The sequence below is a fragment of the Chryseobacterium sp. SN22 genome (assembly GCF_008329705.1).
GTDB lineage: Bacteria > Bacteroidota > Bacteroidia > Flavobacteriales > Weeksellaceae > Chryseobacterium.
Genome location: NZ_VTSX01000037.1, coordinates 1 through 25,680 on the forward strand (window position 1 = coordinate 1; position 25,680 = coordinate 25,680).

At 40.7% G+C, this 25,680-nt stretch carries 18 protein-coding genes and 1 rRNA gene; 9 read left to right on the top strand and 10 right to left on the bottom strand.

The window, feature by feature from the left end; all coding sequences use genetic code 11:
- The first annotated feature begins 46 nt into the window (after positions 1 to 46).
- Positions 47 to 155: ribosomal RNA gene (gene rrf, locus FY557_RS18890) — 5S ribosomal RNA — on the top strand.
- Positions 156 to 608: 453 nt separating this feature from the next.
- On the opposite strand, the gene FY557_RS18895 is transcribed toward rrf, so the two are convergent.
- The 9 genes from FY557_RS18895 to FY557_RS18930 all read right to left on the bottom strand — a co-directional run bounded on the left by FY557_RS18895 (position 609) and on the right by FY557_RS18930 (position 11,559).
- Positions 609 to 1,907, bottom strand: a complete 1,299-nt coding sequence (locus FY557_RS18895) for an HlyD family secretion protein (protein WP_149248787.1) — start codon at positions 1,905 to 1,907, stop codon at positions 609 to 611.
- Between the two features lie 285 nt (positions 1,908 to 2,192).
- Positions 2,193 to 2,423, bottom strand: a complete 231-nt coding sequence (locus tag FY557_RS18900) for a bacteriocin-like protein (RefSeq protein ID WP_149248788.1) — start codon at positions 2,421 to 2,423, stop codon at positions 2,193 to 2,195.
- A gap of 69 nt (positions 2,424 to 2,492) precedes the next feature.
- Positions 2,493 to 4,685 carry a peptidase domain-containing ABC transporter gene (locus FY557_RS18905; protein WP_149248789.1) on the bottom strand — a complete coding sequence of 731 codons (2,193 nt, stop codon included), beginning with the start codon at positions 4,683 to 4,685 and terminating at the stop codon, positions 2,493 to 2,495.
- Between the two features lie 304 nt (positions 4,686 to 4,989).
- Positions 4,990 to 5,103 carry a bacteriocin-like protein gene (locus FY557_RS20660; protein ID WP_410496141.1) on the bottom strand — a complete coding sequence of 38 codons (114 nt, stop codon included), beginning with the start codon at positions 5,101 to 5,103 and terminating at the stop codon, positions 4,990 to 4,992.
- Positions 5,104 to 5,180: 77 nt separating this feature from the next.
- Positions 5,181 to 6,710, bottom strand: coding sequence for a thioredoxin domain-containing protein (locus FY557_RS18910; protein ID WP_149248790.1), 1,530 nt, complete (start codon positions 6,708 to 6,710; stop codon positions 5,181 to 5,183).
- Positions 6,711 to 7,833: 1,123 nt separating this feature from the next.
- A complete protein-coding gene (locus tag FY557_RS18915) occupies positions 7,834 to 8,796 on the bottom strand; it encodes a DUF3810 domain-containing protein (protein WP_149248791.1) in 963 nt (320 codons plus the stop codon).
- Between the two features lie 88 nt (positions 8,797 to 8,884).
- Positions 8,885 to 10,330: a sugar MFS transporter gene (locus tag FY557_RS18920; protein WP_149248792.1), complete on the bottom strand. Its 1,446-nt coding sequence runs from the start codon at positions 10,328 to 10,330 to the stop codon at positions 8,885 to 8,887.
- Between the two features lie 41 nt (positions 10,331 to 10,371).
- Entirely contained in the window at positions 10,372 to 11,097 is a 726-nt protein-coding gene (locus FY557_RS18925) for a lysophospholipid acyltransferase family protein (RefSeq protein ID WP_228451841.1), read from the bottom strand.
- Between the two features lie 3 nt (positions 11,098 to 11,100).
- Positions 11,101 to 11,559 (bottom strand): GtrA family protein, encoded by a 459-nt coding sequence (locus tag FY557_RS18930; RefSeq protein ID WP_149248793.1) that lies wholly within the window; start codon positions 11,557 to 11,559, stop codon positions 11,101 to 11,103.
- A 231-nt stretch (positions 11,560 to 11,790) separates the two neighbouring features.
- Between FY557_RS18930 and FY557_RS18935 the strand changes: the two genes are divergently transcribed.
- The 8 genes from FY557_RS18935 (at position 11,791) to FY557_RS18965 (ending at position 25,205) form a co-directional block, all read left to right on the top strand.
- The gene (locus FY557_RS18935) at positions 11,791 to 12,054 is read left to right on the top strand and encodes a hypothetical protein (RefSeq protein ID WP_149248794.1); all 264 of its coding nucleotides are present in this window, start codon (positions 11,791 to 11,793) and stop codon (positions 12,052 to 12,054) included.
- Between the two features lie 562 nt (positions 12,055 to 12,616).
- Entirely contained in the window at positions 12,617 to 12,787 is a 171-nt protein-coding gene (locus FY557_RS20200) for a hypothetical protein (RefSeq protein ID WP_185151772.1), read from the top strand.
- A 393-nt stretch (positions 12,788 to 13,180) separates the two neighbouring features.
- Positions 13,181 to 14,032, top strand: a complete 852-nt coding sequence (locus tag FY557_RS18940; RefSeq protein WP_149248800.1) for an ATPase — start codon at positions 13,181 to 13,183, stop codon at positions 14,030 to 14,032.
- Between the two features lie 22 nt (positions 14,033 to 14,054).
- A complete protein-coding gene (locus FY557_RS18945) occupies positions 14,055 to 16,349 on the top strand; it encodes an NADP-dependent malic enzyme (protein WP_149248795.1) in 2,295 nt (764 codons plus the stop codon).
- A gap of 330 nt (positions 16,350 to 16,679) precedes the next feature.
- Positions 16,680 to 17,264, top strand: a complete 585-nt coding sequence (gene ruvA / locus FY557_RS18950) for a Holliday junction branch migration protein RuvA (protein WP_149248796.1) — start codon at positions 16,680 to 16,682, stop codon at positions 17,262 to 17,264.
- A 6-nt stretch (positions 17,265 to 17,270) separates the two neighbouring features.
- The gene (gene sprA, locus FY557_RS18955; protein WP_185151773.1) at positions 17,271 to 24,365 is read left to right on the top strand and encodes a cell surface protein SprA; all 7,095 of its coding nucleotides are present in this window, start codon (positions 17,271 to 17,273) and stop codon (positions 24,363 to 24,365) included.
- A gap of 110 nt (positions 24,366 to 24,475) precedes the next feature.
- Positions 24,476 to 24,853 carry a glycine cleavage system protein GcvH gene (gcvH, locus tag FY557_RS18960; protein ID WP_149248797.1) on the top strand — a complete coding sequence of 126 codons (378 nt, stop codon included), beginning with the start codon at positions 24,476 to 24,478 and terminating at the stop codon, positions 24,851 to 24,853.
- A gap of 25 nt (positions 24,854 to 24,878) precedes the next feature.
- Positions 24,879 to 25,205 (top strand): VanZ family protein, encoded by a 327-nt coding sequence (locus FY557_RS18965; protein ID WP_262713561.1) that lies wholly within the window; start codon positions 24,879 to 24,881, stop codon positions 25,203 to 25,205.
- A 250-nt stretch (positions 25,206 to 25,455) separates the two neighbouring features.
- Here the strand turns inward: FY557_RS18965 and FY557_RS20205 are convergent, their stop codons facing one another.
- Positions 25,456 to 25,632 (bottom strand): hypothetical protein, encoded by a 177-nt coding sequence (locus FY557_RS20205; protein WP_185151774.1) that lies wholly within the window; start codon positions 25,630 to 25,632, stop codon positions 25,456 to 25,458.
- Between the last annotated feature and the right edge of the window lie 48 nt (positions 25,633 to 25,680).

The window sequence follows — 25,680 nt, forward strand, 5'->3', positions numbered from 1 at the left end:
ACTTTATACATCATACAACAGTACATCTTACATCATATAAAGCCTTTAGGGTGGTTTTAGCGGTGGGGCTCACCTGTTCCCATTCCGAACACAGAAGTTAAGCCCACCAGCGCCGATGGTACTGCGACAAGCGGGAGAGTAGGTCGCCGCCAGTTTTTATTTAAACCTCATACAGTAATGTGTGAGGTTTTTTTATATCCGTACTTCAAGATTCAATATTCAAGGTTTAAGATTAAGGTTTAAGTTTTACTTAAGATAACTCTGATCATTGCTCATTATCTATTATTTATTACTCGAACTTTACCTGCAGCAGACCCGTGCTGAACTGCCTGTCCCTAGCCCTGATAGAAACCGTATACCCCGTAACATACGCTGGAAAGTAAGACGGATTAGGCAAAGCCGAAAGCCATGGTACAAAGAGTAACTGTGGATCGCAGGATCAGGCTCCTGGTAAAATGTTTACTATCAATAAAGTAATGCTACAAGATGCGGATGTGAAAGATTCAGTTGACTGATAGAGGGTGATTGTGCTTAAGTGGTGAAAGCTGGCAGGTAAAAATAAACCCGAAACCTATTATCGAGTTCCGGGCTTTTATGTACATCAGATATCAACTTTGATATCCTAATAATTTTCTCATTTGGTAGAAAAATCTTTCGATCAACCGTAGATCTTCCGTGACAATTTCAGCACTTCCTTTCAGCTCTTTGTCGAAGGGTAAGGTTTTATTATAACTTGTTTTCAATCCTTTTGGGAGAAGGACATCGACATAATAGTTTCCATCTTTGTCAGGAGAAAGAGAGATGTTCTGGACTTTTCCTTCTACAATCCCGTATTCCTGATAACGGTAATTGTCCAGTTTGATGAGTACTTTTTCACCGGATATAATTTTTCCGGAATTAGCCGCCGGTACCGACATTCTACCGACTAATTTATCTTTGTTTTCGGGAAGAATGGATAAAATAACATCACCTGCTTTTATAAACTGATTTTCTCCAAAGAATTGCTGGAAACTGGCAATTCCGTTCGTATTGGAAATGATTAAATAATTCTGTTCCCATTGTTTTAAAGACTTCCTCAATTGCTCAAAAAGTTGTAAGGTCTGGGAAGAATAGGTGATTTTATCTTTTTCGATATTAATGGCGGTTCCGCTTTTGGTTTTATTAAGATTGGAAATCGCTTCCTCCATTTGGGAAAGAGAAATATTGATATTTTCCAGATTTTGCTGGGCTTGCAGAAATTTTATCTTTTCATTTTCAAGCTCCATGGAGGCAATTACCCCCTGATTATATAAATCCTGCGAACGTTGATAGTTTTTCTTTGTAATTTCATATTTTGCCTGTTCAAGCTTTTTCTGCTGTTTGGTCGTGGCAATGCGTAATCTATATTCGGATAGGCTCTGATTAGCCGCTAAATTTTCCGGAGCGTAGGGTTGAAGTCTTGTAAACAGGGTTTCATCCTGAAATGCTTTTGCAAAGCCGTTGTAATCTCCCTGCAGTTCCCCCAGTTTAAAACGGGATACCTCATTTAAAGGAAATGAAAGTAACTGATCAGGAGCCATTGAATCTATAATTTTTCTAAGCTTGAGAATGTCTTCGTAATTTGCGGTTGACTGCATCACCATCAACACCTGATTTTTTTTCACCTGCTGATGCTCTTTAATAAAGATTTTTTCAATTTTGGCATTGGTCCTAGCTTCCAGCTTTTCAGGAGGATTTTGGGAGGTTACTACAATAGGGGCAGGAATAAATTCAGGATACCGGATAACGTAGCTCATCATCAGGATAAGTACCAGAATTAAAAAGATAATGGTATTTCCCCAACGGATCATCCAGTGGGGCGGTTGGGTAAGGATATCCTGCACGCTTTCCGAGCGAAGTTCAATATTGTCTAAGACGTCTTTTTCCATAGTTTAAATATAAGCAATCTTCAAAAAAAATTGAAGATTGCTGTTCATACATTAGATCGAATCAAAATCTATATATCGTTAAAGCCATCATTATAGACTTGTGACGAATACATATTCGTATGAATACACGAACTTCTTTTCGCACCAAAAAAGGTTGCTGCATCCACAATCAAAAGGTTCTCCCGGCAGTGGCGGTTCGATCGGGAAATAGGCTTCGCAAATACCAATGTTTCCTTCGCTCAGTAATTTTAGATTCTCTCTGGTTAATTTAATCATTCTAATCATTTAAAGTCGACAGTTCTCAGGACTGTAAAAACTCATGTGGACACAAGCTGCCATTTTTTCGCACCAGGCCAATGAATTACAAGAGCAATTGTAAGGTTCACCTGGCATTGGCGGATCTACAGGAAAATAATCGCCGCCGCAGCCTCCTCCTAAACCTTCTCCGGCGAATCCACCACCACTTCCTTTTACCAATTTCAGGTCGTTTCTGTTTAGTTTTTTTAGATTTTTCATAGTAATTTTATTTGTTAATTTCGTTCCTACTCTTTAAGCTTTTCGGATTCCACTGTATTTATGGTTATTTTAGTTTCCAAGTTCCAGCTGGTTTTTTACCAGTCTGTAATATTCTCCTCTTAAAGCAACCAACTCGGCATGACTTCCTTCTTCTACCAATTTTCCTTTGTCTAAAACAATAATTTTATCAGCATGTTTTACCGTTGAAAGCCTGTGCGCAATTACGACTGCTGTTTTACCCTTAAAGAATTGCTCCAGATTTTCCATAATTACTTTTTCATTATTGGCATCAAGTGCCGAAGTGGCTTCATCAAACAAAATATATTCGGGAGATTTGTAAACTGCTCTTGCAATAAACAGTCTTTGTTTCTGCCCTCCACTTACTCCCAGTCCTTCGTTCCCGATTTTGGTATTATAGCTTAGAGGAAGTTCTTCGATAAAATCTTTAATGTTTGCAATTTCTACGGCTCGCCTCAGTTTGTTTTTATCAACATAATCTTCACCGACAGCAACATTATTGGCGATGGTGTCGTTAAATACATAACCTTCCTGCATCACTACCCCGCAGTGGTCTCTCCAGAATCTGGGGGAAATGTTTTTAAGTTTTGTATTTCCAAGACGGATTTCACCTTCAGCCGGTTCATAAAACTTCATCAATAACTTTAGTAAAGTTGTTTTTCCACTTCCGCTGGCGCCTACGATAGCTGTCGTCTTCTGATAAGGAATGGTTAAACTTAAATTTTCAAATACAGGAACATCCGAACCGGTATACCGGAAAGAAAGATTTTCAATTTCGATATCCTTTCCTGGTAGCTCATGGCTGTACTGTTCGTCTTTATTTTCCTCATCTTCTTTATCATGAATTTCCCCAAGCCTTTCCAAAGAAATTTTAGCATCCTGGGTCTGTTTGATGAAATCAATAAGCTGAAGCAAAGGACTGTTCAATTGTCCGATAATATATTGAACGGAAAGCATCATCCCCAAAGTCAAATTTCCTTCCAGAACCAGTTTGGCGGATAAAAAACTTACCAAAATATCTTTCATCTGATTAATGAAATTTCCCCCTACCGACTGCCATTGTTCCAGAGAAAGAGATTTTATTCTGATTTTAAAGAGTTTTACCTGCAGAAATTCCCAATCCCATCGCTTTTGTTTTTCAGCATTGTGCATTTTGATCTCCTGCATCCCGTTGATCAGTTCGATCACCTTGCTCTGCTCCTGGGAAACCTGGGAAAATCGTTTATAATCCAGTTCTTTTCTTCTGCCCAGGAAAAAGCTGATCCACCCGATATAAGCGGCCGCTCCGATAAGATAAACAATAAACAGCCTGTAGTCATAAAATAAAAGGACAATGCTGAATATAATCAGATTGACTAATGAAAACAGGGTGTTCAGTGATGAACTCGTTAAAAGCTGCTCGATTCGGTGATGGTCATTGATCCGCTGCATGATATCTCCTGTCATTCTCGTATCAAAGAAACTGATCGGGAGTTTCATCAGTTTGATGAAGAAATCCGAAATGATGGAAATATTGATTCTTGCCGAAAGATGTAGTAAAATCCAGCTCCTGATAATTTCAATACCCATCCTTCCCATAAAGAGCATGATCTGTGCTAAAAGAACGAGATAAATGAAATTCAGATCCTGATTCTGGATTCCGACGTCCACGATACTTTGGGTGAGGAAAGGAAAAATCAGGGAAAGTAAGCTTCCTGCCAATAGCCCTACGGCCAGCTGCACGACAAGCGACTTATATTTCAACAGGTATTTGGAAAGAAATGAAAAGCTGGCTTTGCTTTCCTGGTCATCAAATTCAGTCTGAAAAAATGCCGGAGTTGTTTCAAGGATTAAAACAATACCTTCCTCGGTTTTCTCATTTGCATTTTCACCGATCCAAAGTTTGATAAATTCTTCTCTGGTATAGGTTATCAATCCATATCCGGGATCGGAAACATAGACTTTATTATTTTTATCAATTTTGTAAACAACCACAAAGTGATTTTTATTCCAGTGTACAATGCAGGGAAGAGGAACTTCTTCGGCAAGGGAATCAAAATTAATCTGGACCCCTAAAGAACGGAACCCCAGATCTTCAGCGGCATCGCTTAATCCGAGCAGGCTGCTGCCTTCACGGGTAGTTTCTGAAAGGTTACGAATTTGTTGCAGGGAAATGCTTTTTCCGTAATGTTTGCTTACGATACGAAGGCATGTAGGACCACAGTCTTTAGAATCCGGCTGGCGGTAGAAAGGAAAGGATTTCAATGATTATTTTTTTATTTATAAATAAGTATGCCGCCGTTCTGACGGTAACTATTCTATTCAAATCTTTTGGCTTAAAAGTAGGTAGCAATATTTTTTGCAGACTCTTTCACATCCAAATAAGATAAGGTCAGGATTACTTGAATTCGGATCAGCCTGGTATATTGCGAGAGTCGTATAACATGCGCTTGCTGCTTTCTGTCTAATAAACATTCAACCGAAATTTCTTCTTTTACAGATTTCAAATTTTCTATTGATAAATTTTCTATTTTTCATAACATATTAAAAAATCATTTTGTGGAGGGTATCATAAGTATGTTTCCAAACTTACACCTGAAATCAGTCTGTATCCTTCGGGTACACGCAAGTCGCCTGTAACAGTTTTCAATTGGTTTCTGTCAAGTTTTTTTAAATTTTTCATTGTAATTAATTCTTAGATTTCCTACTCTTTTCAAGCTTTTCAGATTCCGCTTTAAATTTGTCCTAATATAGTGAATATTATATATCGAAAATTACTTTAGCATTAATTTCTTCATCTTCCGTTAATTCATCTATAAAATAATAAATATCTTCACGGTCGTATTTATCAGGAAACTGGTAACCGTTGATCAGGATGATAGGAGTAAAGTTAAGGCCGGCGCTTCTGTTCTCTTCAGACATTCCGACAAGGGGAGACAGGTCTTCATTGCCTGAAGCAGTTCCTGTTTTTTGCCTTATTTTATTTTCATCTTTGTTTTCAAACCAATATTCCACCAGATGCAAAAATTCCTGAGCCGGCTTGTTTTTATAGGTATACATGAAATCTGACATAAGATTGGTGAATTTTTCATTCTGTTTGTCAGGGGTATAATTAAATCTCATCTGCACGGAAATGTCGTTCGGGTATTTGTCCAGAAGATTTTCCACTATTTTATGTGCATCTTTACAGAATCCACAGTACGGATTGGACACGATAGACAAATGGAGTTTGGCATCTCTGTTTCCGATAAAAAAGGTGTCATTGTCACTGAAAGTTATTTTTTCATTTTCCAGAAGCTCTCTTCTGAACAATTCGTAATTTCTTTTGAAACGCAGGTTCTTGGCATTTGATTTCTGAAGTGCTTCCTTATCCTGAAGGGTGTTGTTCAGATATAAAACCATTGAAAATACAGCAATCCATAAAATAAGGCTTAATAAAACAGTCTGTATTTCAAATGCAACGTTCTCAAAGAATAACAATCCTAATACCAATTGCGCGATCAGTACGGAAATGATAAGAAGACAGACCCGGCAGAATGTTTTTTCTACAAATCCCTGAATATATAAAGAATACCCTATGGCAATAAGTGAAGCAAAGGTAAATCCTTTAATGATAAACGAAGTAGCAGGCAGGAATAATCCCAGAACAGTTATTCCAATAAAATAGATCAACGAAAAATCGGAAAATTTAAGACCGAGAATACTGGTTTTATCCTGATTGATAATTTTATTACAGGAATTTACATTTTGATTTCCGGCGGCATCTCCACAGATACTCCCGATAACGGTAGACGTATTACCGAATTTCTGATTGAAAATTTCCAGGGAAATATAGACGCCTGCTAGCGAAAGAAGGGTAAAAATAGCTTCATACCATGTCAGGCTAGTAAGAGAATAGATCAAAATAATGGCAAAAACAGCATAAATTAACGGTTTGTAGCTCGTTACTGTTTTGTTCTCCACTTTATCTTTTTCAAAAAGCAGAACGAAATCCGTAGATTTTTTATGAAGTTCATCTTTACTTAAAGTTTTCGCTTTATCAGAATATATCGAATACTGACCGCCGTTTTTCTTTACTAATGAAAAGGAATTATCCACAATCGCAATAAATTCTTCAGGAAGTTCATCCCAATATTCTTTATCCAGTTCATAGGCATCGTTCCGTACACCCATAAAATTGAGGGTATCGCTGAAAGCTAATGCCGAAGGGTAGTTGGGATGTGAGTTGAACTGAAAAAGGAACTCCTGTTTATCAAGTTTTAAATAGTTGATGAGTTTGTCCAATAGCATATTAATATTTTTCCTCTAAAATAAGCAGATGTTTGAAAAAAACAAATACTTTTTTCATTTTAACGTGATTTAAGACTATTTTATTGCTTGTAGATATTTTACAGGTAATTTGTCCGGAAACATGCAACATTTCCTATCTGTTTTTAATAAAATCCTGTAAATCTTTCTCTCAAGATAAGCTAGGTTGATTTTATGATCTTAAAATCGTTATCGGTCAATACAGTATACGGAATCACTCCGTTTAATCTGAGACGCATATGGATTTTTTGTAATCCGGATCTTTTCATTGATGATGAATTGCTTCCATTTCATTTGTTCTTCCTTTAAAGCTTTTTGCCACGTAATTTTATCTGCATCGATGGAACTGAAATAACCTCTAAATCAGAATCCCTATTGTTATAAGTCGTCTTCAATAACGGAATTTCCTGTCGGCATGGTCCCCACCAGCTGGCCCGGCATGCAACCAGATGTTTCTTAGGATCCCAGATCTCAGATTTTTCAGGAAGCATTTTCCAGTAAAGGAATCGCCGAATTTTTTGTTAAATCTTTTTTATTGTAAGCGGATATTTCTGAAAGATTAACTCTCCGTAATCTCTTTGATTCATAATATTTTATTTAAAGAAGTTTACCACAATACGGCAGATTTCATATGTTTAATTATAAAGATGAAAAATTTACAGAATCTTTATGATTACATTAAACTTTTAAAAGAGCAGATCGAATTTTTGAAAAACAAATTGGAGAAATTAAAACATATATCAGAACAGATATCTTAGCCGGATACTTTCTTTTTTTGAAGACAGATACCGGAAGATCCGGTCAGTATTTTTAGTTGTAGAAAGATAGTTAATAGCTTATTTACAAATTGGTTTTTTAAGTCATCTGCTTTCCTGTCAGTTGTTTATATTCCTCCAGCAATATAAGAAATCATTGCTGACTTAATAAAAAGTTGAAAAATTCTTAAAGTTTTCATAAAGTTTTAAAAAACAGATTAATTTTTTTTTTTATTCTGAAATATATTGTACTTTTACAAAGCCTTGAATGAGGGAACAAGTCAAGGTAATAAATTTTTTTTCATCATTTGTGTTTTTAGAATCGTATCGCCTGATACGATTCTTTTATTTTATACCCTTTCATAGTTTAATAAAAGATTAATGAAATATGAATAGGTAACAGAACCTTCCTGCTGATTGCTCTTCAGAAAAAGGTTATTCGTAAATCCGAAAAAATCATCCAGTACCCCCTGATGTTTTAATACAAATGTTTTTTCATAAGCCCGGTCTCTCTTCATTGGAAGAGAATAATTTCGCAATACTGATTTTACAAATTCGGGATCTTCTTCCACGATAAAGTTCAGAAGGCTTTTCAAAGTAAAATATTCCGTGCTGTAACGCAGCTCAGGATTTTTAGAATCAACTCCGATCAGGTATCCTACAAAATTCGCTTCCTGTTCCCGGGCAAATCCAAGCTGGTGCGAGCTTTCATGGGCAGAAGTAAAAGGGATATAGGTATTGGGCAGCTGTGAGTTGTATTGAGCTTCGGCAGTAAACGGATTATAATAGCCCAGAATACCTGTAAAATTCATCACTTTTTTGAAAAGGCTGGGTTTAAAAGAATTGATTTCAGGGACTTTTTTACCGGAAATGTTTTTTGGAAGACTGGTCTGTCGGGCAAGAATTTCTTTCTGTACGGCTCTTAGATCCGTGATAATAAAAATTCCGTTCCGGTCTTCTTTTACCAGGCTTCTGGTCTTTTTACACTTTTCCAGGTATTCCAGCGCCAGGATTTTTGCTTTTTCAGTGGTGGGTTCTTTTTGGCTCGAAAGCTTTTTAATAATCGGAACCTGAAAATACAGCATTCCCCAAAATATCTGATACAGAAAATAAAAAATATTAATTCCGATTAAAACAGCAAGCAGTGAAGAATGCCTTTTCCGTTTTTTAAATAAAGCTACCCCATGATAAAGCAGAAAAATTCCTGTCAGAATATAAAGAAGGTCTCCGAAAGAAAAAGAAACCCATGAAAAAATTGCCTGATGGGCGTTCTTCTGAAACTCAAAAAAACGTTCAAAAAAAGAAACCATCATTTCTGATTTTGAAAACAGATAAAACAAAAGAAATTGGGCAAGTAATATACCTGCCCAACATCTTTTCTTATGTATTGTTTTTGTTTTATTAGTGACCACTGCCTTTTGTGATTTTGTCAAGATCAATTCCCTGAGATCTCAGGATTCCGCTTACTCTTATGGCGTAGAAAGCAAGATAAGCAAAACAAACTACTCCTACAATATAGCTGAAGTGAATATTGGTAAGATCGGCCACATATCCCTGGATCAGGCTGACAATTCCGCCTCCCATAATCATCATGATCAGTAAACCTGAACCCTGATTGGTGTGTTTGCCAAGTCCGTTGATCGCCAGGGCGAAAATACACGGCCAAAGGGTAGAGCAGAATAGACCTACACTGGTAAACGCATATACGGAAACCATTCCGGAAGTAAACATTCCTATTAATAAAGAAGCAATCCCTGCTACTGAGAAAATAAGAAGCATCCTTGCCGGATTTCCCTTACTTAAAATATCACAGATAATCATTGCGATAATAACCAGCCCATACACATAAAAGTGGGAAAGATCATGCTTGGCAATCGCATTCACCAGTAAGAAAACGCCGAAAGCCAGGTAAGGCGCCAGGAACCTCAATACTTTCTTAAATCCTGCACTGATATCAAAAGCTTCAACCGCACCGGTCCACCGGCCGATCATCAGGGAAGCCCAATATAGAGAAATGTAAGGGGCTACATCTTTAGTTTCAAAATTTAAGTTTTTTTCCATATAAGCAGGAAGGTTGCTGGCCGTAGAAACTTCCACGCCAACATAGACGAAAATGGCAATCATTCCCATTACAAGCTGAGGATAGGCCAAAGCCGATTTCCGGTGTTCACCTTTTACAGCATCGTCCGTATTTTCCGTAATGGTAGGTGTAACGGCCGGAAGCGATGAAAATTTCAGCATAATGGCTACTAAAACAAACGCTACTCCTAAAATAAGATAAGGAACTTTTACACTTTCGATACTCACATCATTCGTTGCAGCAGCTGCAGATCCGAAGATCGCAAAAGATACGATCAGCGGGCCGATGGTAGTTCCCAAGTTATTGATTCCTCCTGCCATCGTCAGTCGTTGGGATCCCGTTTCAGAAGGGCCTACTTCAATGGCCAAAGGATTGGCAACGATCTGCTGTAACGAAAACCCAAGTCCTACAATGAAAAGTCCTGAAATCATCAACAGGAAAGAGTGGAGATTGGCTGCCGGGTAGAACAGCAAGGTTCCTGCTGCAGAAATCAGAAGGCCGACGATAAGCCCGTTTTTATACCCGATTTTATTAACGAGATCCTGCTTTAATCCGGCAGAAATAAGCATATAAATTAAAGAACCTACCGTATATGCTACATAAAAGCAGATCTGCACAAGCATACTTTCGGTTTGGGTAAGATTAAAAGCCTTTTGGAAAACAGGGATCAGGATGTCGTTACTTGCGGCGATAAATCCCCAGAAGAAAAACACCGTTACCAGCGGAACGAATTGTCCCCAGTTGGTTTGTTTGGAATAATTTGACATATTTGTTGAAAATTTCTGAAAACAAATATATATTATTTCTATTAATTATGGTGTTGAAGCAAAGTTTTTTTTATTGTCTCAAATGAAGACAATTTAAGCTCTTTTGGAGATTCCGAAGGCGGAAGAATTCCGTTGAAATAAACCCTGGCTTTTCCGGGATACCCTTTCGACTTATCAAAAGGAAACATTTCCTTCAATCCGATAAACGTAAAGATAACAATTGGTGAATGGTGTTTTGAAGAAAGGGTGAAGGCTCCGTCTTTAAATTCATCAAGAATAATTGACGTATCATCAGGAACACCGCCTTCCGGGAAAATAACGATGCTGTTTCCTTCCTCCATCTTTTCGGCGCATCTTCTGTACACATCGGCACGGCTCCGGGCACTTTTCCGGTCTACCATGACACAGATCCTTTTATAGATGGTTCCGAAAATCGGAATTTTCACCAGCTCCTTTTTACCGACGAAGCAGATCGGATGTTCACATAAGATGCACATCAGCATGATATCCATAATCGAGGTGTGGTTCGAAATGAAAACATACTGTTGGTTCTTATCCAGTTTTTGCTGAGACAGTTTTATAAGCTCGTACCGAAGACCCATTCCGTAGAACATACAGTAACTCCAGCAACGTATAAATACATATGCATATTTATAATGCTTTTTGTTGAACGATAAAATGTAAACCGGGATCCCGAAAAGAATGGTAAAGACAAATGCCAGAATCATCATCCATGCTCTCCAGAGGTAATTTAAAATTTTTGTCACTGCTTATCCGTTAAAAATTACTTTTTTCTTTACTGAATAATTCAGGATCGATACTAAGAGAATGGCTGCGATTTTACTGATCATCTCCGGACTTAGCGTATAAACAACCAGATTGATATTATCCTTAAATATATAACTGTAAAAAATCTGGAAAAAGGTAAGGCTCAATAAAGTAGAGATAAAAGACACCAGCATAAAATAAGCAAACTCCTTTCTTTTCGAATGCTTGCCCCTTTCAAATACAAACCAGATGCTCAGGAAATAATTGCTGATGATTCCGCAGCTGGTCGAGAAAATATTGCTCAGCGGGTAATGGATCCCATGAAAATTGGTTTCCCGCGGAAAAAGGTGAGGCAGCGAGGTGCTGAAGAACTTGAAGCTTCCGATTTCCACAACGGCGCTCAACCCTCCTGCAATGATGAAGAACAAAACCTGTTTCTGACGTAGTATTAAATCTCTCATCCGATTTTTATGATATGCAAATGTATAACTATATGTTAAACACTTAAAAAAAGATGTTAAATATTTTTTTTGATTCAAAATTATTTCTAAATTTAGTTTTCGAAAAGATGCAAGCCTGACCTGATAATAAATTCATTTTCAACTGTTTATGTTGATGGTTTTTCCTATCTTGTAATATGATTGTAATCATACCACCAAAAACTTTTTAACGGCCCTATTAATAATATTTGTATGAAACGTCAAAACAAATACAGAAAATTCCAGCTTCAGCAGCAGAATATTGAAGCTTTAGAAAGAGAAAATACCCGCTTCAAGCGCGTCTACTCCGAATACGAAAATATGTCCAACGAACTCTGGAACCTTGAAAATTCCAGCGGCGAACCGGTACCCGATGATTTTATCAATGCCATGATCCTTCAGACCTCCTACCTGGAAGAAGAGATTGAAGACTGGCTGGTTCAGTTCAACAACAATCAGGTAGAGGTAAGACAATGAGGAATTTGTACCGGATGATTAAAAGGAGAACCAGACTGAAGTTTTGGTTCTTTTTTAATTTAAAGATATAAGCTTTAAATTAACTTATGATATATTTTTAGGTCATATAAATATATTTATATAAATCCTGTAATAATCGCTAAAACAGCCCTACTTATCCCATCAAATTCTCAGAATAAAACCCTGTTTCTTCTTCTTTTTATTGTTCTTATGTCTATCTTCTGTTCGGACAGAGCAACCGGAAGGCCATCGACAAAATTGTGCAGGAAAACTGAAGCCTTTCCTGAAGTCGGTTTGATGATCGGGATTTCCAAAGATTCATAAACGTAGTATTATGCTTACGGAATACGCAGCAAAGAGTCAAGAGCGAAAATGGAAAGCCTGACGGCTTTTGAAATCAGCTCCGTGACCAAAACTTTTACCGCTTAATTATTGGCTCAGGAAATAACAAAAGGGAATATGGAGTAACAACTAGGCGTTCTCACTTTTAAGCAATATACTGCAAAGAATTAAAATGCCTTATGAAAGCTTAATTGAAAACCGGATTCTGAAACCGCTGAAAATGAATTCCACATCATTCAATACTTTGAAAATGCAGAATAGGGCAGGGCTGTACAACCAACAGGGCGTTCCCCAGCAGCCGATGGTGCTGAACCGGGTGAATCCTGCAGGCGGCCGGAGCCTCAAATGCCTTGGATCTGATAAAATATCTAAAAGCCTACCTCCACTATAAAATCTTTGCCGACGCAAAATCTTTGGTAGAAAAGACCTATTATGAAGACAGCAAACGGAAGCTCCGACTGGGCTGGGAAATGAGCAGTGATTTTCTAGAGAAAACGGAGATCCCTTCGGAAATTCATCCGTGATCAGATACTTCGTGAAGCATCAGATCGAGATAGTAGTCCTTTCCAATCATCAGAACGGAAAACTGGTCAGGAATCTGATGAACAGAATCTATGAAACGGTTTAATAGGTTTTAAACTCAAAGAAGATCAGGATAATATCCGGTATTTACGCTTTAAAAAACGGGTTACCGACTTAATAAATAACACATATGTCATGTCCATAATCCATCATCTTACAAGATAAATTCATAATTTAGCATCCTTAAACTAAAATGGAAATTATGGTTGCTATTGTGGATAGTGGTTCTACGAAATCGGATTGGGTCATTCTGGATGATTTTAAAAAAGTCTTTCTCAAGACGGAGACCATTGGTTTCAATCCGAATTTTATCAGCAGGGAGCTTATCGTTCCGGAAATCGAGAGCAACACCAGCCTGACAACCGTTAAAAACTCCATTAGAAAAATCTATTTCTATGGTTCCGGGTGTGGCGTTCAGCAGAACTGCGACACCATTATCGAGGAGCTGGGCCGTGTATTTACCCATGCGGAAATTATCGTAAAGGAAGATCTTACCGCAGCAGCGTATGCAGCTTATCGTGGAAAGCCGGCTATTGTCTGCATTTTAGGAACTGGTTCCAACTCCTGTTATTTCGACGGACAGGACATCAGAATCCAGCTGCCTTCATTGGGTTTCCTTGTAGGAGACGAAGGCAGCGGAAGCGCGATCGGGAAACAGCTGGTGCGCAGATTCTTCATGCAGAAGCTCCCTGAAGATCTTTCTTTCGAATTTGAAAAAACGTATAACCTGACGGTAGAGGAAGCTTTAAAGAACATGTACCATACCACCAGACCGAACGCCTATCTGGCCGATTTCAATAAATTTGTAGTGGAAAGAAAAGACCATCCGTATTTTCAGAAAATGGTTTTTGAGGAAATGCTGAATTTCTTCGATTACCAGGTGCTTCCTTATAAGGAATCGAATAATGCTGAGGTCAATTTCATTGGATCCATTGCTTATTATTACGAAGATATTTTACGTTCTGCCGCGGCAGAGCTTAACCTTGAAGTGGGACAGATCGTTCAGAAACCGATCGAGAGCCTGGTCGGTTACCATATCCAATATATACTCTAATTTAAATAACAAAATTCATTATATGTCAAACAAAACCCACCGCGACGAAAAAAACTTTAATCAGGCCGCGCTAGATTATCACAAAGCTGAGCCTAAAGGTAAGATCGAAGTGATCCCTTCAAAACCGCACTCATCTCAGAGAGATTTGTCATTGGCCTATTCTCCGGGGGTTGCAGTTCCTTGCATGGAAATTTACGAGAAGCCTGAAACCGTATACGATTACACCGGGAAAGGGAATCTGGTAGCTGTTATTTCCAACGGTACGGCAGTTCTTGGGTTGGGCGATATCGGAGCGGAAGCTTCGAAGCCTGTGATGGAAGGGAAAGGTCTTTTGTTCAAAATTTTTGCCGATATCAATGTATTTGATATCGAAATCAATGAAAAAGATCCTGATAAATTTATCGATATTGTAAAAGGAATTGCCCCGACATTCGGAGGGATCAACCTGGAAGATATTAAGGCGCCTGAAGCTTTCTATATCGAACAAAGGCTGAAGGAAGAACTGGATATTCCGTTGATGCACGACGACCAGCACGGAACGGCGATCATCTCAGCGGCAGCTTTGATCAATTCCCTGAAAATTGCCAATAAAAAAATCGAAGAGGTAAAAATGGTGGTCAACGGAGCGGGAGCCGCGGCCATTGCCTGTACCAACCTGTATATTTCTTTAGGATTAAAAAGAGAAAACGTTCTGATGTGCGACAGCAAAGGCGTAATCAACCATAAAAGGGAAAACCTGACGCCGGAAAAAGTTGACTTTATCGTTGAGACGGATATCGATACCCTTGAAGATGCCGTTAAAGGCTCCGACGTTTTTGTAGGTTTGTCCAAAGGAAACGTGATGACGCCTGAAATGCTGTTGGGGATGAATGAAAACCCTATTGTCTTCGCTTTAGCCAATCCGGACCCGGAAATCGCTTACAATATAGCGCTGGAAACCCGTAAAGATGTCATTATGGCGACCGGAAGAAGTGATTATCCTAACCAGGTGAACAACGTTCTCGGTTTCCCGTATATTTTCCGTGGCGCATTGGATGTTCAGGCGAGAGGGATTAATGAAGCGATGAAACTGGCTGCCGTTCATGCCATTGCCGATCTTGCAAAAGAGCCGGTTCCTGAAGCGGTAATCTTGGCTTATAACGTTCAGAACTTGCAGTTCGGTAGGGAATATTTCATTCCGAAGCCCTTCGATAACCGGTTAATTACCAAAGTTTCAAGTGCCGTAGCCAAGGCAGCTATTGAAAGCGGAATTGCCAGAAAAACCATTGCTGATTTCGAAGAATACGAAAACAGCCTGCTCGACAGGATGGGAAGGGATGAAAAGCTGGTAAGAATGATGCAGAACCGCGCAAAGGCCAATCCGAAAAGGATTACTTTAGGAAATGCTGAGGAATATAACGTTCTGAAAGCCGCCCAGATTTTATATGAAGAAGGAATCGCTTACCCGAGCCTGTTGGGAAATAAAAAATACGTTAAAGAACAGATGGAGCGTTTCGGAATCAATATCGATGTTCCGATTATCGATCCGAGTGACGACGACCAGAAAGAAAACCGTAAAAAATACCGGGAAACCCTTTGGAAGCTTCGCCAGAGAAAAGGGATGAACGAGTATAAGGCTAAAAGATTTGTTCGCCAGAGGGATTACTTCGGGCCTTTGATGCTGAAACACGGCGACACCGACGGACTGATCATCGGGTTCTCCAAAAACTATGTTTCTACGCTGAGACCGGTTTTGGAAATTATTGAAAAAGACAAGGGCGTGGATAAAATAGCGGCCATGATGATGATCCTGTCTGAAAAGAAGCCGATCTTCTTTGCCGATACGTCCATCAATCAGAACCCAACCTCCGAAGATCTGGTAAATATTGCTAAAATGGCGGAATTTACCGTAAAATCTTTTGCGATCGAACCGAGAATTGCAATGCTTGGATTCGAAAACTTCGCAGCCATCTCCGAAACTTCGAAAAAAGTAGCCAAAGCGGTAAGCATCCTTCATGAGAAACACCCGAAAATGATCGTTGACGGAGAAATCCAGCCGGATTTTGCCATGAACGCAGACCACCTCAGCGATTATCCTTTCTCAAAACTGGGAACAACGCCTGCCAACACCTTCATTTTCCCGAATCTTGAAAGCGCCAACCTTTCCTACAAAATTATCAGGGGAATGAAAACCGCACAGGTCATCGGCCCGATCCTGATGGGACTGAAGCAGCCAGTACATGTTTTACAGATGCGTTCCAGCGTTGATGAGATTGTGAACCTGGCTACAATAGCCGTTCTGGATGCTCAGCGAAGAGAGAAAAAAGATAAAAAATAATTATTTTTAATTAAATAACCAATTGCAGAAGACTCCCGAAACGGAGTCTTTTGTATTTATAACAGGTTGGATTATTATATTTTACTACACTTCTGTAAAGTCGTTTTCCAGTCTACCAATTAACAAAAAACCTTTAATGTGCTTGCTCAATCTTAATAAAAAAATCTGATTTTCAGTAACCATTGTATTTCGAATCCAATTTCGAAGTTTGCCGTTATCTGGTCCAATCATTAAAATCCTATTTAAAAATTAAGTTAAAAAGCATTCGCGGTTGAAATGAAAACATTAGTTAGTTTAATTTGCTATATTTGGGTGCTATAAAAATTAATAATGATATTTTCACTACAAGGCATTGTTCAGGAACTTACGCCTACTTACGCAGTGATCAATGTTCAGGGCGTTGGTTACTATGTAGGTATCAGCCTCATGACCTCACAGACCCTCACTGTAAACAAAGAAACCGTACTTTTTATCCAGCAGATTATCCGGGAGGATGCACATCTTTTGTTCGGGTTCAAAACCCGTTCGGAAAAAGAGATGTTCAATCTGTTAATAAGCGTTAACGGAGTAGGAGCCGTATCAGCCCTTATATTACTTTCCACATTAAGCCTGGAAGAGATTGCTTTAGGCATCCTTTCAAAAAACAGCGCACTCATCCAGAAGGCCAAAGGAATTGGTGCAAAAACCGCTGAAAGAATCATCGTCGACCTTAAAGATAAAGTGCAGAAATTCAGCAACCCGGAAGAAAACATTTCTACCATTGCGAATAATAAAGTAAAGGAAGAATCGTTATCTGCATTAGAAGTTTTGGGCATCCCGAAAAGGATGAGTGAGAAGCTTGCGGATAGAATCATAAAACAAGATCCTGACATTTCGGTCGAAGCGTTGGTAAAACAAATCTTAAAAAACATTTAACATTTGGTGGCAAATTATAAATACCTCAACCTATTTCTTTTCCTGTCATTTTTGCTGGTCTCGGTAAGCACCTTTGCCCAGCGGCGTCCTGCGGCACAGGTACAGGATACGGCAATCATCAAGAAAGATTATGAACTGGCGGATCCTACGCAGTACGAAGCTTACTATGATATAAAAACCGGGATGTATTTTGTATATCCCAAGGTAGGAAATACAATAACCGGACCACCGACAGCCATGTCTCCCGAAGACTATAAGGAGTTTATGATGGCGGCCCAGACAAAAGCCTATTACAAGGAAAAATCCGACCGCTACAGCCTGATGTTCAGGAAAGATAAAAGCGATGCGGCCCGAAAAGGACTGATTCCTTCCCTGCGGATCAACAACAGGCTTTTTGAAACCATTTTCGGAAGCAACAAGATTGAAATTATCCCTTCCGGATATGCCTCTTTCGATTTTGGCGGACTGTATCAGAAAATCGACAACCCACTAATCCTGCCTCAGAACAGGACCAGCTTCACCTTTGATATCGATCAGAGAATCCAGCTGGGTTTATTGGGTAAGGTGGGAGAAAACCTTCAGCTGAAAGCCAATTACGACACCCAGAGCGGTTTTGCATTCGAAAACAGGATGAACCTCGTCTGGCAGTCCAAAGGAAGCTGGAAAGACCTTCAGCAGAAAGGGCTGAATGATGTGGATAAACCGAATGCCGGAGGAGAAGACAAAATCATCAAAAGAGTAGAATTCGGTAACGTCAATATGCCGCTGTCAACCAGTTTGATACGAGGTTCTCAGTCATTATTTGGAGTGAAGACCGAATTCCAGTTGGGTAAAACTTACGGAACCGTTGTTCTTTCCCAGCAACAGGGAGAGGCGAGAAATATTACCGTTCAGGGTGGCGGGGTCATGAATACCTTCAAGCTGAATGCGATTGATTATGAAGACAACCAGCACTACTTTTTAGGGCACTATTTCCTGAACGGTTACGACAATGCCTTACTCAATTATCCTCAGATCAATTCCAAGATCAGCATTACCAGAATGGAGGTGTGGGTACTGGATCAGGGGAACAGCAATTTACAGTACCAGAAAAGTATTGTCGGGATCAGGGATTTAGGGGATGCTCCAGGAGTTTTGCCTAATAACGACCAGCCCGGCTTTGGACTCTATTCTGCCGTAAATGCCCTTCCGGGATTACGGGATGCCAGTACCGCATACAATGCCATTAAAGGAGCAACCCTTCCGGCGGTTTCCGGTGGTGCCGTCGGAACGGCTACCTACCAGGATGGCGAGAATTTTATCTTCAATAAAAAAGCAAGAAGGTTAAATGCTAATGAATATATCCTGCAGCCGCAATTGGGGTATATCTCATTAAACCAGAAATTAAATGACAACCAGCTTTTGGCGGTATCATTTTCCTATACGGTAAACGGAAGCAACCAGGTATATAAAGTCGGGGAGTTCTCCGAAGAAAGTACGGTGCTGATGGCCAAATTGCTGAAGCCAAACACCACGGTGAAGACTTCTTCCCCGATGTGGGACCTGATGATGAAAAACATCTATTCGCTGGATGCGGGACAGGTAATCCAGGACGGATTTATCCTGAATGTTTTATACCGGGATCCGCAATCCGGAGGTAAGGTCAATTATCTTCCGGTAGCCAATAACCCGCAGGTAAATAATGTTCCTTTGATCAAATTGCTCAATTGGGACCGGTTGAATGCCAACGGCGACTTACAGAGCAACGGAGGAACTACCGGCGACGGGATTTTCGATTTTGTGAACGGAATTACTATCCGTCCCGAAACCGGGAGGGTCATCTTTACAAAAGCGCAGCCGTTCGGGAATTATATCCAGAATGTTCTGGGAACCAATGATCCGCAGTATGTATTCTCAGATCTCTATACGCAGCAGAAGCAGGTGGCCACTTCGAGCAACCTGGCACAGCGGTATACCATCGAAGGCCGCTACAAAGGAACACAGGGGCAGGGAATTTCCTTAGGCGCCGTAAACGTTCCGCAGGGATCCGTAAAAGTTTCGGCAAACGGGGTTCAGCTGACCGAAGGGATCGACTATACCGTAGACTACATGCTGGGAACAGTGACGATCATCAATGAGCAGGTGAAACAGTCCGGCCAGGCGATCAATATTTCACTCGAAAACCAGCTGACCTTTAATACCCAGCGTAAAAGATTCCTGGGATTGAATTTAGAGAGGAGATTTAACGAAAACTTTATTTTGGGCGGAACGGTAGTCAACTATTCCGAGTCTCCACTTACCCAAAAGGTAAACTACGGCCAGGAAGCCGTGAACAATACCATGGCGGGAATCAACCTGATGTACAACAATCAGCTGCCTTTCCTGACGAGGTTAACCGATAAAATTCCGTTGGTGAATACCGAAGCGCCTTCCAACTTAAACTTCAAAATGGAGACGGCTTATCTGCTTCCGGGACTAAACAAAGGGACCAACGATCAGTCGTATATTGACGATTTTGAACAGACCACTTCAAAAATCACTTTGAAAGAACCGACAGCATGGAGCTTAGCTTCAAAACCGGAGAAAAACCAGGCCGATCCGTTATTTACGGGAGCCGGTAAAAATAATGACCGGACGGAGGGATATGGAAGAGGTTTATTGTCATGGTACAATATCGATCCGAGATTCTGGGGCGTAGGCGGAAGAGCACCGAACGGCATCACACCGCAGTCGGTTTCCAACCACGCATCCAGGAGGGTACAGTTCTCCGAGATCTTCAACAACCGGGATTTCGTAGCGGGTGAACAGACATTTACCAACACATTCGATATTTCTTATTATCCGGGAGAAAAAGGGCCTTATAACTCAAACCCTTCAACAGAAACTACAGCACAGCGATGGGCGGGGATTATGAGACCGATTACCGTATCCAATTTCGTTAATTCCAATATCGAATATGTGGAATTCTGGATGATGGATCCTTATGCGGATGGAAACGCCCTGGGAACGGCACCAAAGATGCTGTTGCAGTTGGGTAACGTTTCCGAGGATGTACTGAAAGACGGACAGATGCAGTATGAAAACGGATTGCCGACTCCTTCGGCGCCTTCTGTAACCACGAATTCAAATTGGGGGACCCAGCCTAAGCAGCCGCCGATCTTATATGCCTTCTCAAGCGAAGGAGCCGACAGGACTGCGCAGGATTTAGGATACGACGGATTAAGCTCCGACCAGGAATCTGCCTTATTCGGAAATACATTCGTCAACCCGGTAACCAACATTGTTGACCCGGCGGTAGATGATTTCGTATTCTATATGTCCGACAGATTTACCGGTAATCAGGCTTCGTCTCTTATTCAGCGATATAAATATTTCAGAGGGCCGGAAGGGAACTCCCAGAGCAATTCCCTGGAAGTGGCTTCCCAGACTCCGGATGCAGAAGATATCAATAAAGATTACAACCTGGATCAGACCGAAAGCTATAACCAGTATGAAGTGAATTTAGATCAGGGAAGTCTGGCGTTAGGACAGAATAACATCGTTGATGTAAAAACCGTTCAGGCCACTTTCCAGAACGGGCAGACTTCGCAGGTAAAATGGTACCTTTTCAGGATTCCGGTTTCACAATACGTAACCACGGCAGGGGATCATGACCCTTCCATCCTGAATAATGTACGTTTTGCCAGATTATTATTAAAAGGTTTCGACCAGACCTCTACCTTAAGATTCGGGACCATGGATCTTGTACGTTCGGACTGGAGGAAATATCCTAAGAATATTGCTGCCACAGGAACTACGGGTGCTACTGATGAAGGAACATTGACTACGGATAACAGCAACTTCGAAGTAGGAAGTGTAAATATTGAAGAGAATGCACTGAACAAACCGCCTTACGTATTGCCTCCGGGAATTGACAGGCAGGTATTAAGCGGAAATGCAGGTGCCCAGAGACAGAATGAAGCTTCTCTTTACCTGAAAGCTACGGCGCTTACTTCTTCTGAAGCAAGAGGGGTATTTAAAAATACGTCTCTGGATATGAGAAGATATAAAAAGTTAAAACTTTTTGTACACGCCCAGGATCCTACAAACAGATCGTTCGGTTTTAATAAAGAAACCAAATTCTTTATCCGTTTCGGTAGCGATGCAACGGATAACTATTACGAATATGAATCTTCATTGGTGATTACGCCATCTACTGCCACCACCCCAATGGAAATCTGGCCGATGGAAAATGACGTGGATTTAAATATCCAGGATTTTGTGGATGCGAAAATCAGAAGAGATAAAAAATACCCGACGCAAATTGTACAGAGATTAAAAGATGAGGTTTTTGATCCGGGGAATACCTTCAAGAGTCTTTATATCAAAGGCCGTCCGAGCTTAGGAAACATTACCACCATCATGATCGGGGTAAGAAACGGAAATGACAGAGGAGCAGGTCTTGCAATGGATCGGATCCTTTGGGTCAACGAAATCCGTCTTTCGGAAATTGAAAACGACGGGGGGTATGCCGGAAATGCGAGCCTGAACTTCAACCTGGGAGATTTTGCCACGGTAAATACCAGTGCATCTTATACTTCGGTTGGTTTCGGAAATATCGATTCAAAACCGGCAGAAAGAACACAGTCTACCCAATCGGCTTTCAGCATTAATACGGCTGTAAATGTAGATAAATTCCTTCCGGCGAAAAGCGGGGTTAAAATTCCGGTGAACTATTCTTATTCCCAGACCATCGAAGATCCCAAGTACAATCCTCTGGATACCGATGTGGAATTCAAAAAAGCGGCGAACAAAGAGCAGCTTAAGAAAGTAGCCAGAACCTACACCCAGCAGAGAAGCATCGGGGTGGTGAACATGCACAAAGAAAGGATGAACCCGAACCGGAAGCCGAAGTTTTACGATATCGAAAACGTATCGGTAACGGCGGTGTACAATGACGATTATTTCAGGGATATTTATACCAAGAAAAATTACCGACAGTATCTGAGAGGGTATATCGATTACAACTATACCTTCAAGCCTTGGGTGGTCCGTCCGTTCAATAAAATGATCAGCGATACGGCAAAATCTACGAAATACCTGAGATGGGTGAAGGAATTCAATTTAAATCCGGTTCCGACAAGATTCTCTTTCAGAACTGAAGTAGACCGGAATTACAACGAGCTTGAATTCAGAAATATCGATGCCATCTTAAATGGTAATTACGGGGACGACTTCGGAGCGCTCCGCAACAGGAACTTCTATTTCGGCTGGCAGTATGGATTAGGCTTTAATTTTACCAAATCCTTAAAGCTCGAAATCAATTCCGCAACCAGAACCCTGAATGATAATGTGGATGTAAATACCATGGATAACACGGCCATTTTCGGAAACGTATTCAGAGCCGGAAGACCGGTATTGTACAACCACAGGGTTCAGCTGAACTATAAGCTGCCGTTTCAATATCTCCCGTATCTCGATTTCATCGATGCAGAATTAAGTTATGGCTTTACGTATAACTGGAATGCAAGATCTACCGTTCTTCTGGCGAGTCCGGATGGAAGTTTAGGTTCGATCGGTCAGAATACCAATGTTATTCAGGCAACGGCAACGGCAGACTTTACAAGATTTTTCGGCCAGTTTAAATACTTTAAAAACATTTCTGCGAAACTTCAGAAACGTAAGCAGGAAGTGGATTCGTTAAACAATGCCTACACGCAGCAGTGGGAGAAAAACCGGTATGCTTACAAAAAGTATAAGTTTAAAAACCGGTTGAGCCCGCTTCAGAGCCTTGCTTATCTGTTGACTTCGATGAAGCAGCTGGATATCAATTATTCCGAAAACAACGGAACGGTGCTTCCGGGATTGTTATCCGCTCCGAACTGGTATGGATACGGGCAAACTCTGGGAGGTCCCACCATCGGGTTCCTGTTAGGTTCACAGGCTGATATCAGAAGAACCGTGATGGAAAACGGATGGGTAAGTGATTCCGATTTCATGACGGATCCTTACGTACGAATGTCGACCCGGGAACTTCGGGCAAATCTTCAGATCATGCCGATGAATGACCTGCGGATTGATGTCAGTGCCCTGCACAATTACAACAGGAACTTTACCCACACCGGCTTTAACTACAGGGATCCTGTTACCGGAGTGCCGAATCCGAATTATACATTCGCCAATGATTTCGTGACATATTCCAACTCTGTTGTGCTGCTTAAAACAGCATTCAAAGACGGCGCGGCGATCTATCAGGCGATCAGGCAGAATGCACAGATCCTTTCCCAGCAGATGCCGGGCGCTTTACAGCCAAACGGATTTAAAGACGGATACGGAATTTCAAACGCCTATATCCTGATCCCTGCATTCAGGGCAGCGGTAGAAGGCAAAACGCCTAAAGAGATGAGCAATCCGAGAAAAGCGGGACTCCCGATTCCAAACTGGAAGATTACCTATTCCGGATTGAGGAATGTTCCGATCATCAACGGGCAGTTCTCGAAGTTCGACCTTTTGCATTCCTATCAGGCTACGTATACGGCTACAGGAATCCAGTCAAGCATCGATTACTTCAACAGCCTTAATGCGTATGACGCCACGAAGAGAGACATCAATGACGATTACATCAATCCGTTTACTTTCGCTCAGGTAGGTTACGTAGAGAACTTCTCACCGCTGATCGGAGTGGACATGACGATGAGGAACAACATCCAGTTCGGACTCCAGTACAACAGGTTGCGTACTTTATTGCTGGGATTGGTAAACCATACTTTAACGGAAGATTCAAACAGCGAATATGTCGTAAGGGTAGGGTACATCATCCGAAACTTCAGATTGGGAATGACCAACGTAGGAGGAAGAGGAAAAGCCAAAGGAAGCGACCTGAACATCCGCGGAGATTTCTCCCTGCGAGACAGCAAGACCAGCATCACCAATATCCTGCTGGACGATTCGCAGATCACCGGAGGACAGCGGTTGCTGAATATTAAAGTTTCCGCAGACTACAATGTTTCCGAAAACCTTAACCTCAGGGTATTCTACGAGCAGATGACCTCCAAATACAAGATTTCAACAGCGTTCCCGCTGTCAACAATCAGAGCAGGAATTTCCGCAACGTTTACCTTTGGGAATTCAGGAACATTCTAATTAGAACGAAAATAAATTTAACAGTCCTTCAAATTTTGAAGGACTTTTTTGTGCACGATATTTGAAGCTTCTGGAATTTTGAATACATTTGTACCAATAAAAAATTAAAAATGAACACACCATCAGAATTAAAGTACACCAAAGATCACGAATGGATCAGAATCGAAGGTAACGTCGCTACTATCGGTATTACAGACTTCGCTCAGGGAGAGCTTGGCGATATCGTTTATGTAGACATCGATACCGTAGACGACGATCTTGAAGGCGGTGCCGTTTTCGGAAGTGTAGAAGCTGTAAAAACGGTTTCGGATCTGTTCTTGCCGATTGCCGGAAAAGTAATCGAATTCAACACGGAATTGGAAGACCAGCCTGAATTATTAAATACCGATCCTTATGGAAACGGATGGATCATCAAATTGGAAGTTGCTGAAGGTGCGGATCAGTCAGAATTACTTTCTGCCGAAGAATACCAGGAAGTCATTGGATAACATTTCAAAAATATTCAGTAAGATATTGCCCATTTATTGGGCATTTCTTACGTATATGCTCCTGAAGCCGGGCGAGGAAAACTATGAATATCCGTTTATGTTCAACGGGATCGACAAGGTGCTTCACCTGAGTATATTTGCCGCTCTGGGATTTTGTTTCATTGCTGCCTTTCCCAGAATCAGATTCTCTTATTACATTCAGATCATCCTGATCTATGCTTTCCTTACCGAAATCCTGCAGGAAGAAATGGGCCTCGGCAGATCCATGGAAACCTTAGACGTTGTCGCAGATGCCATCGGCTGTCTTATCGGATATTACACCTATAAACTTTTTATCAAACGGTTCTTCTAAACTATTGATAGCTTTACTTATATATTGCACTTCAGAAAATCCTGTTCTTTAAAAGTAAAGATTTTCTTTTTTCTTTATACTTGCCTTTAATTGAAATATTCCCATCAACTTTAAAAACAGATGGTTTTTCTGGGGTTGTAGCTTATCGTCTCAAATTTCCTTCACTTGTTATTCCAATTTTAACTGCCAGACTCCATTTCAACTCCAACGCTTAAACCCTCCAACCCTAAAATTCTCCCATCCCTTTTTTTCAGGAGCTTGATCCGGCTCTCTGCTCATACTCCTCGCGCCGGCCTTTTGCCATTGCTCCCTCACCAGATCCATGGCTTCCCGGTGCTTCCATCCGCTGCTGTGGGGTAACCGCGGCGATCCGGGCTAGGGCGGCATGGCTTCTGAAGAACATTTCACTAAAGTTTATTTTTATCATTAGGCCTGTCATTTATATAAGATATATATTAAAGAAAGAAAATAAAGC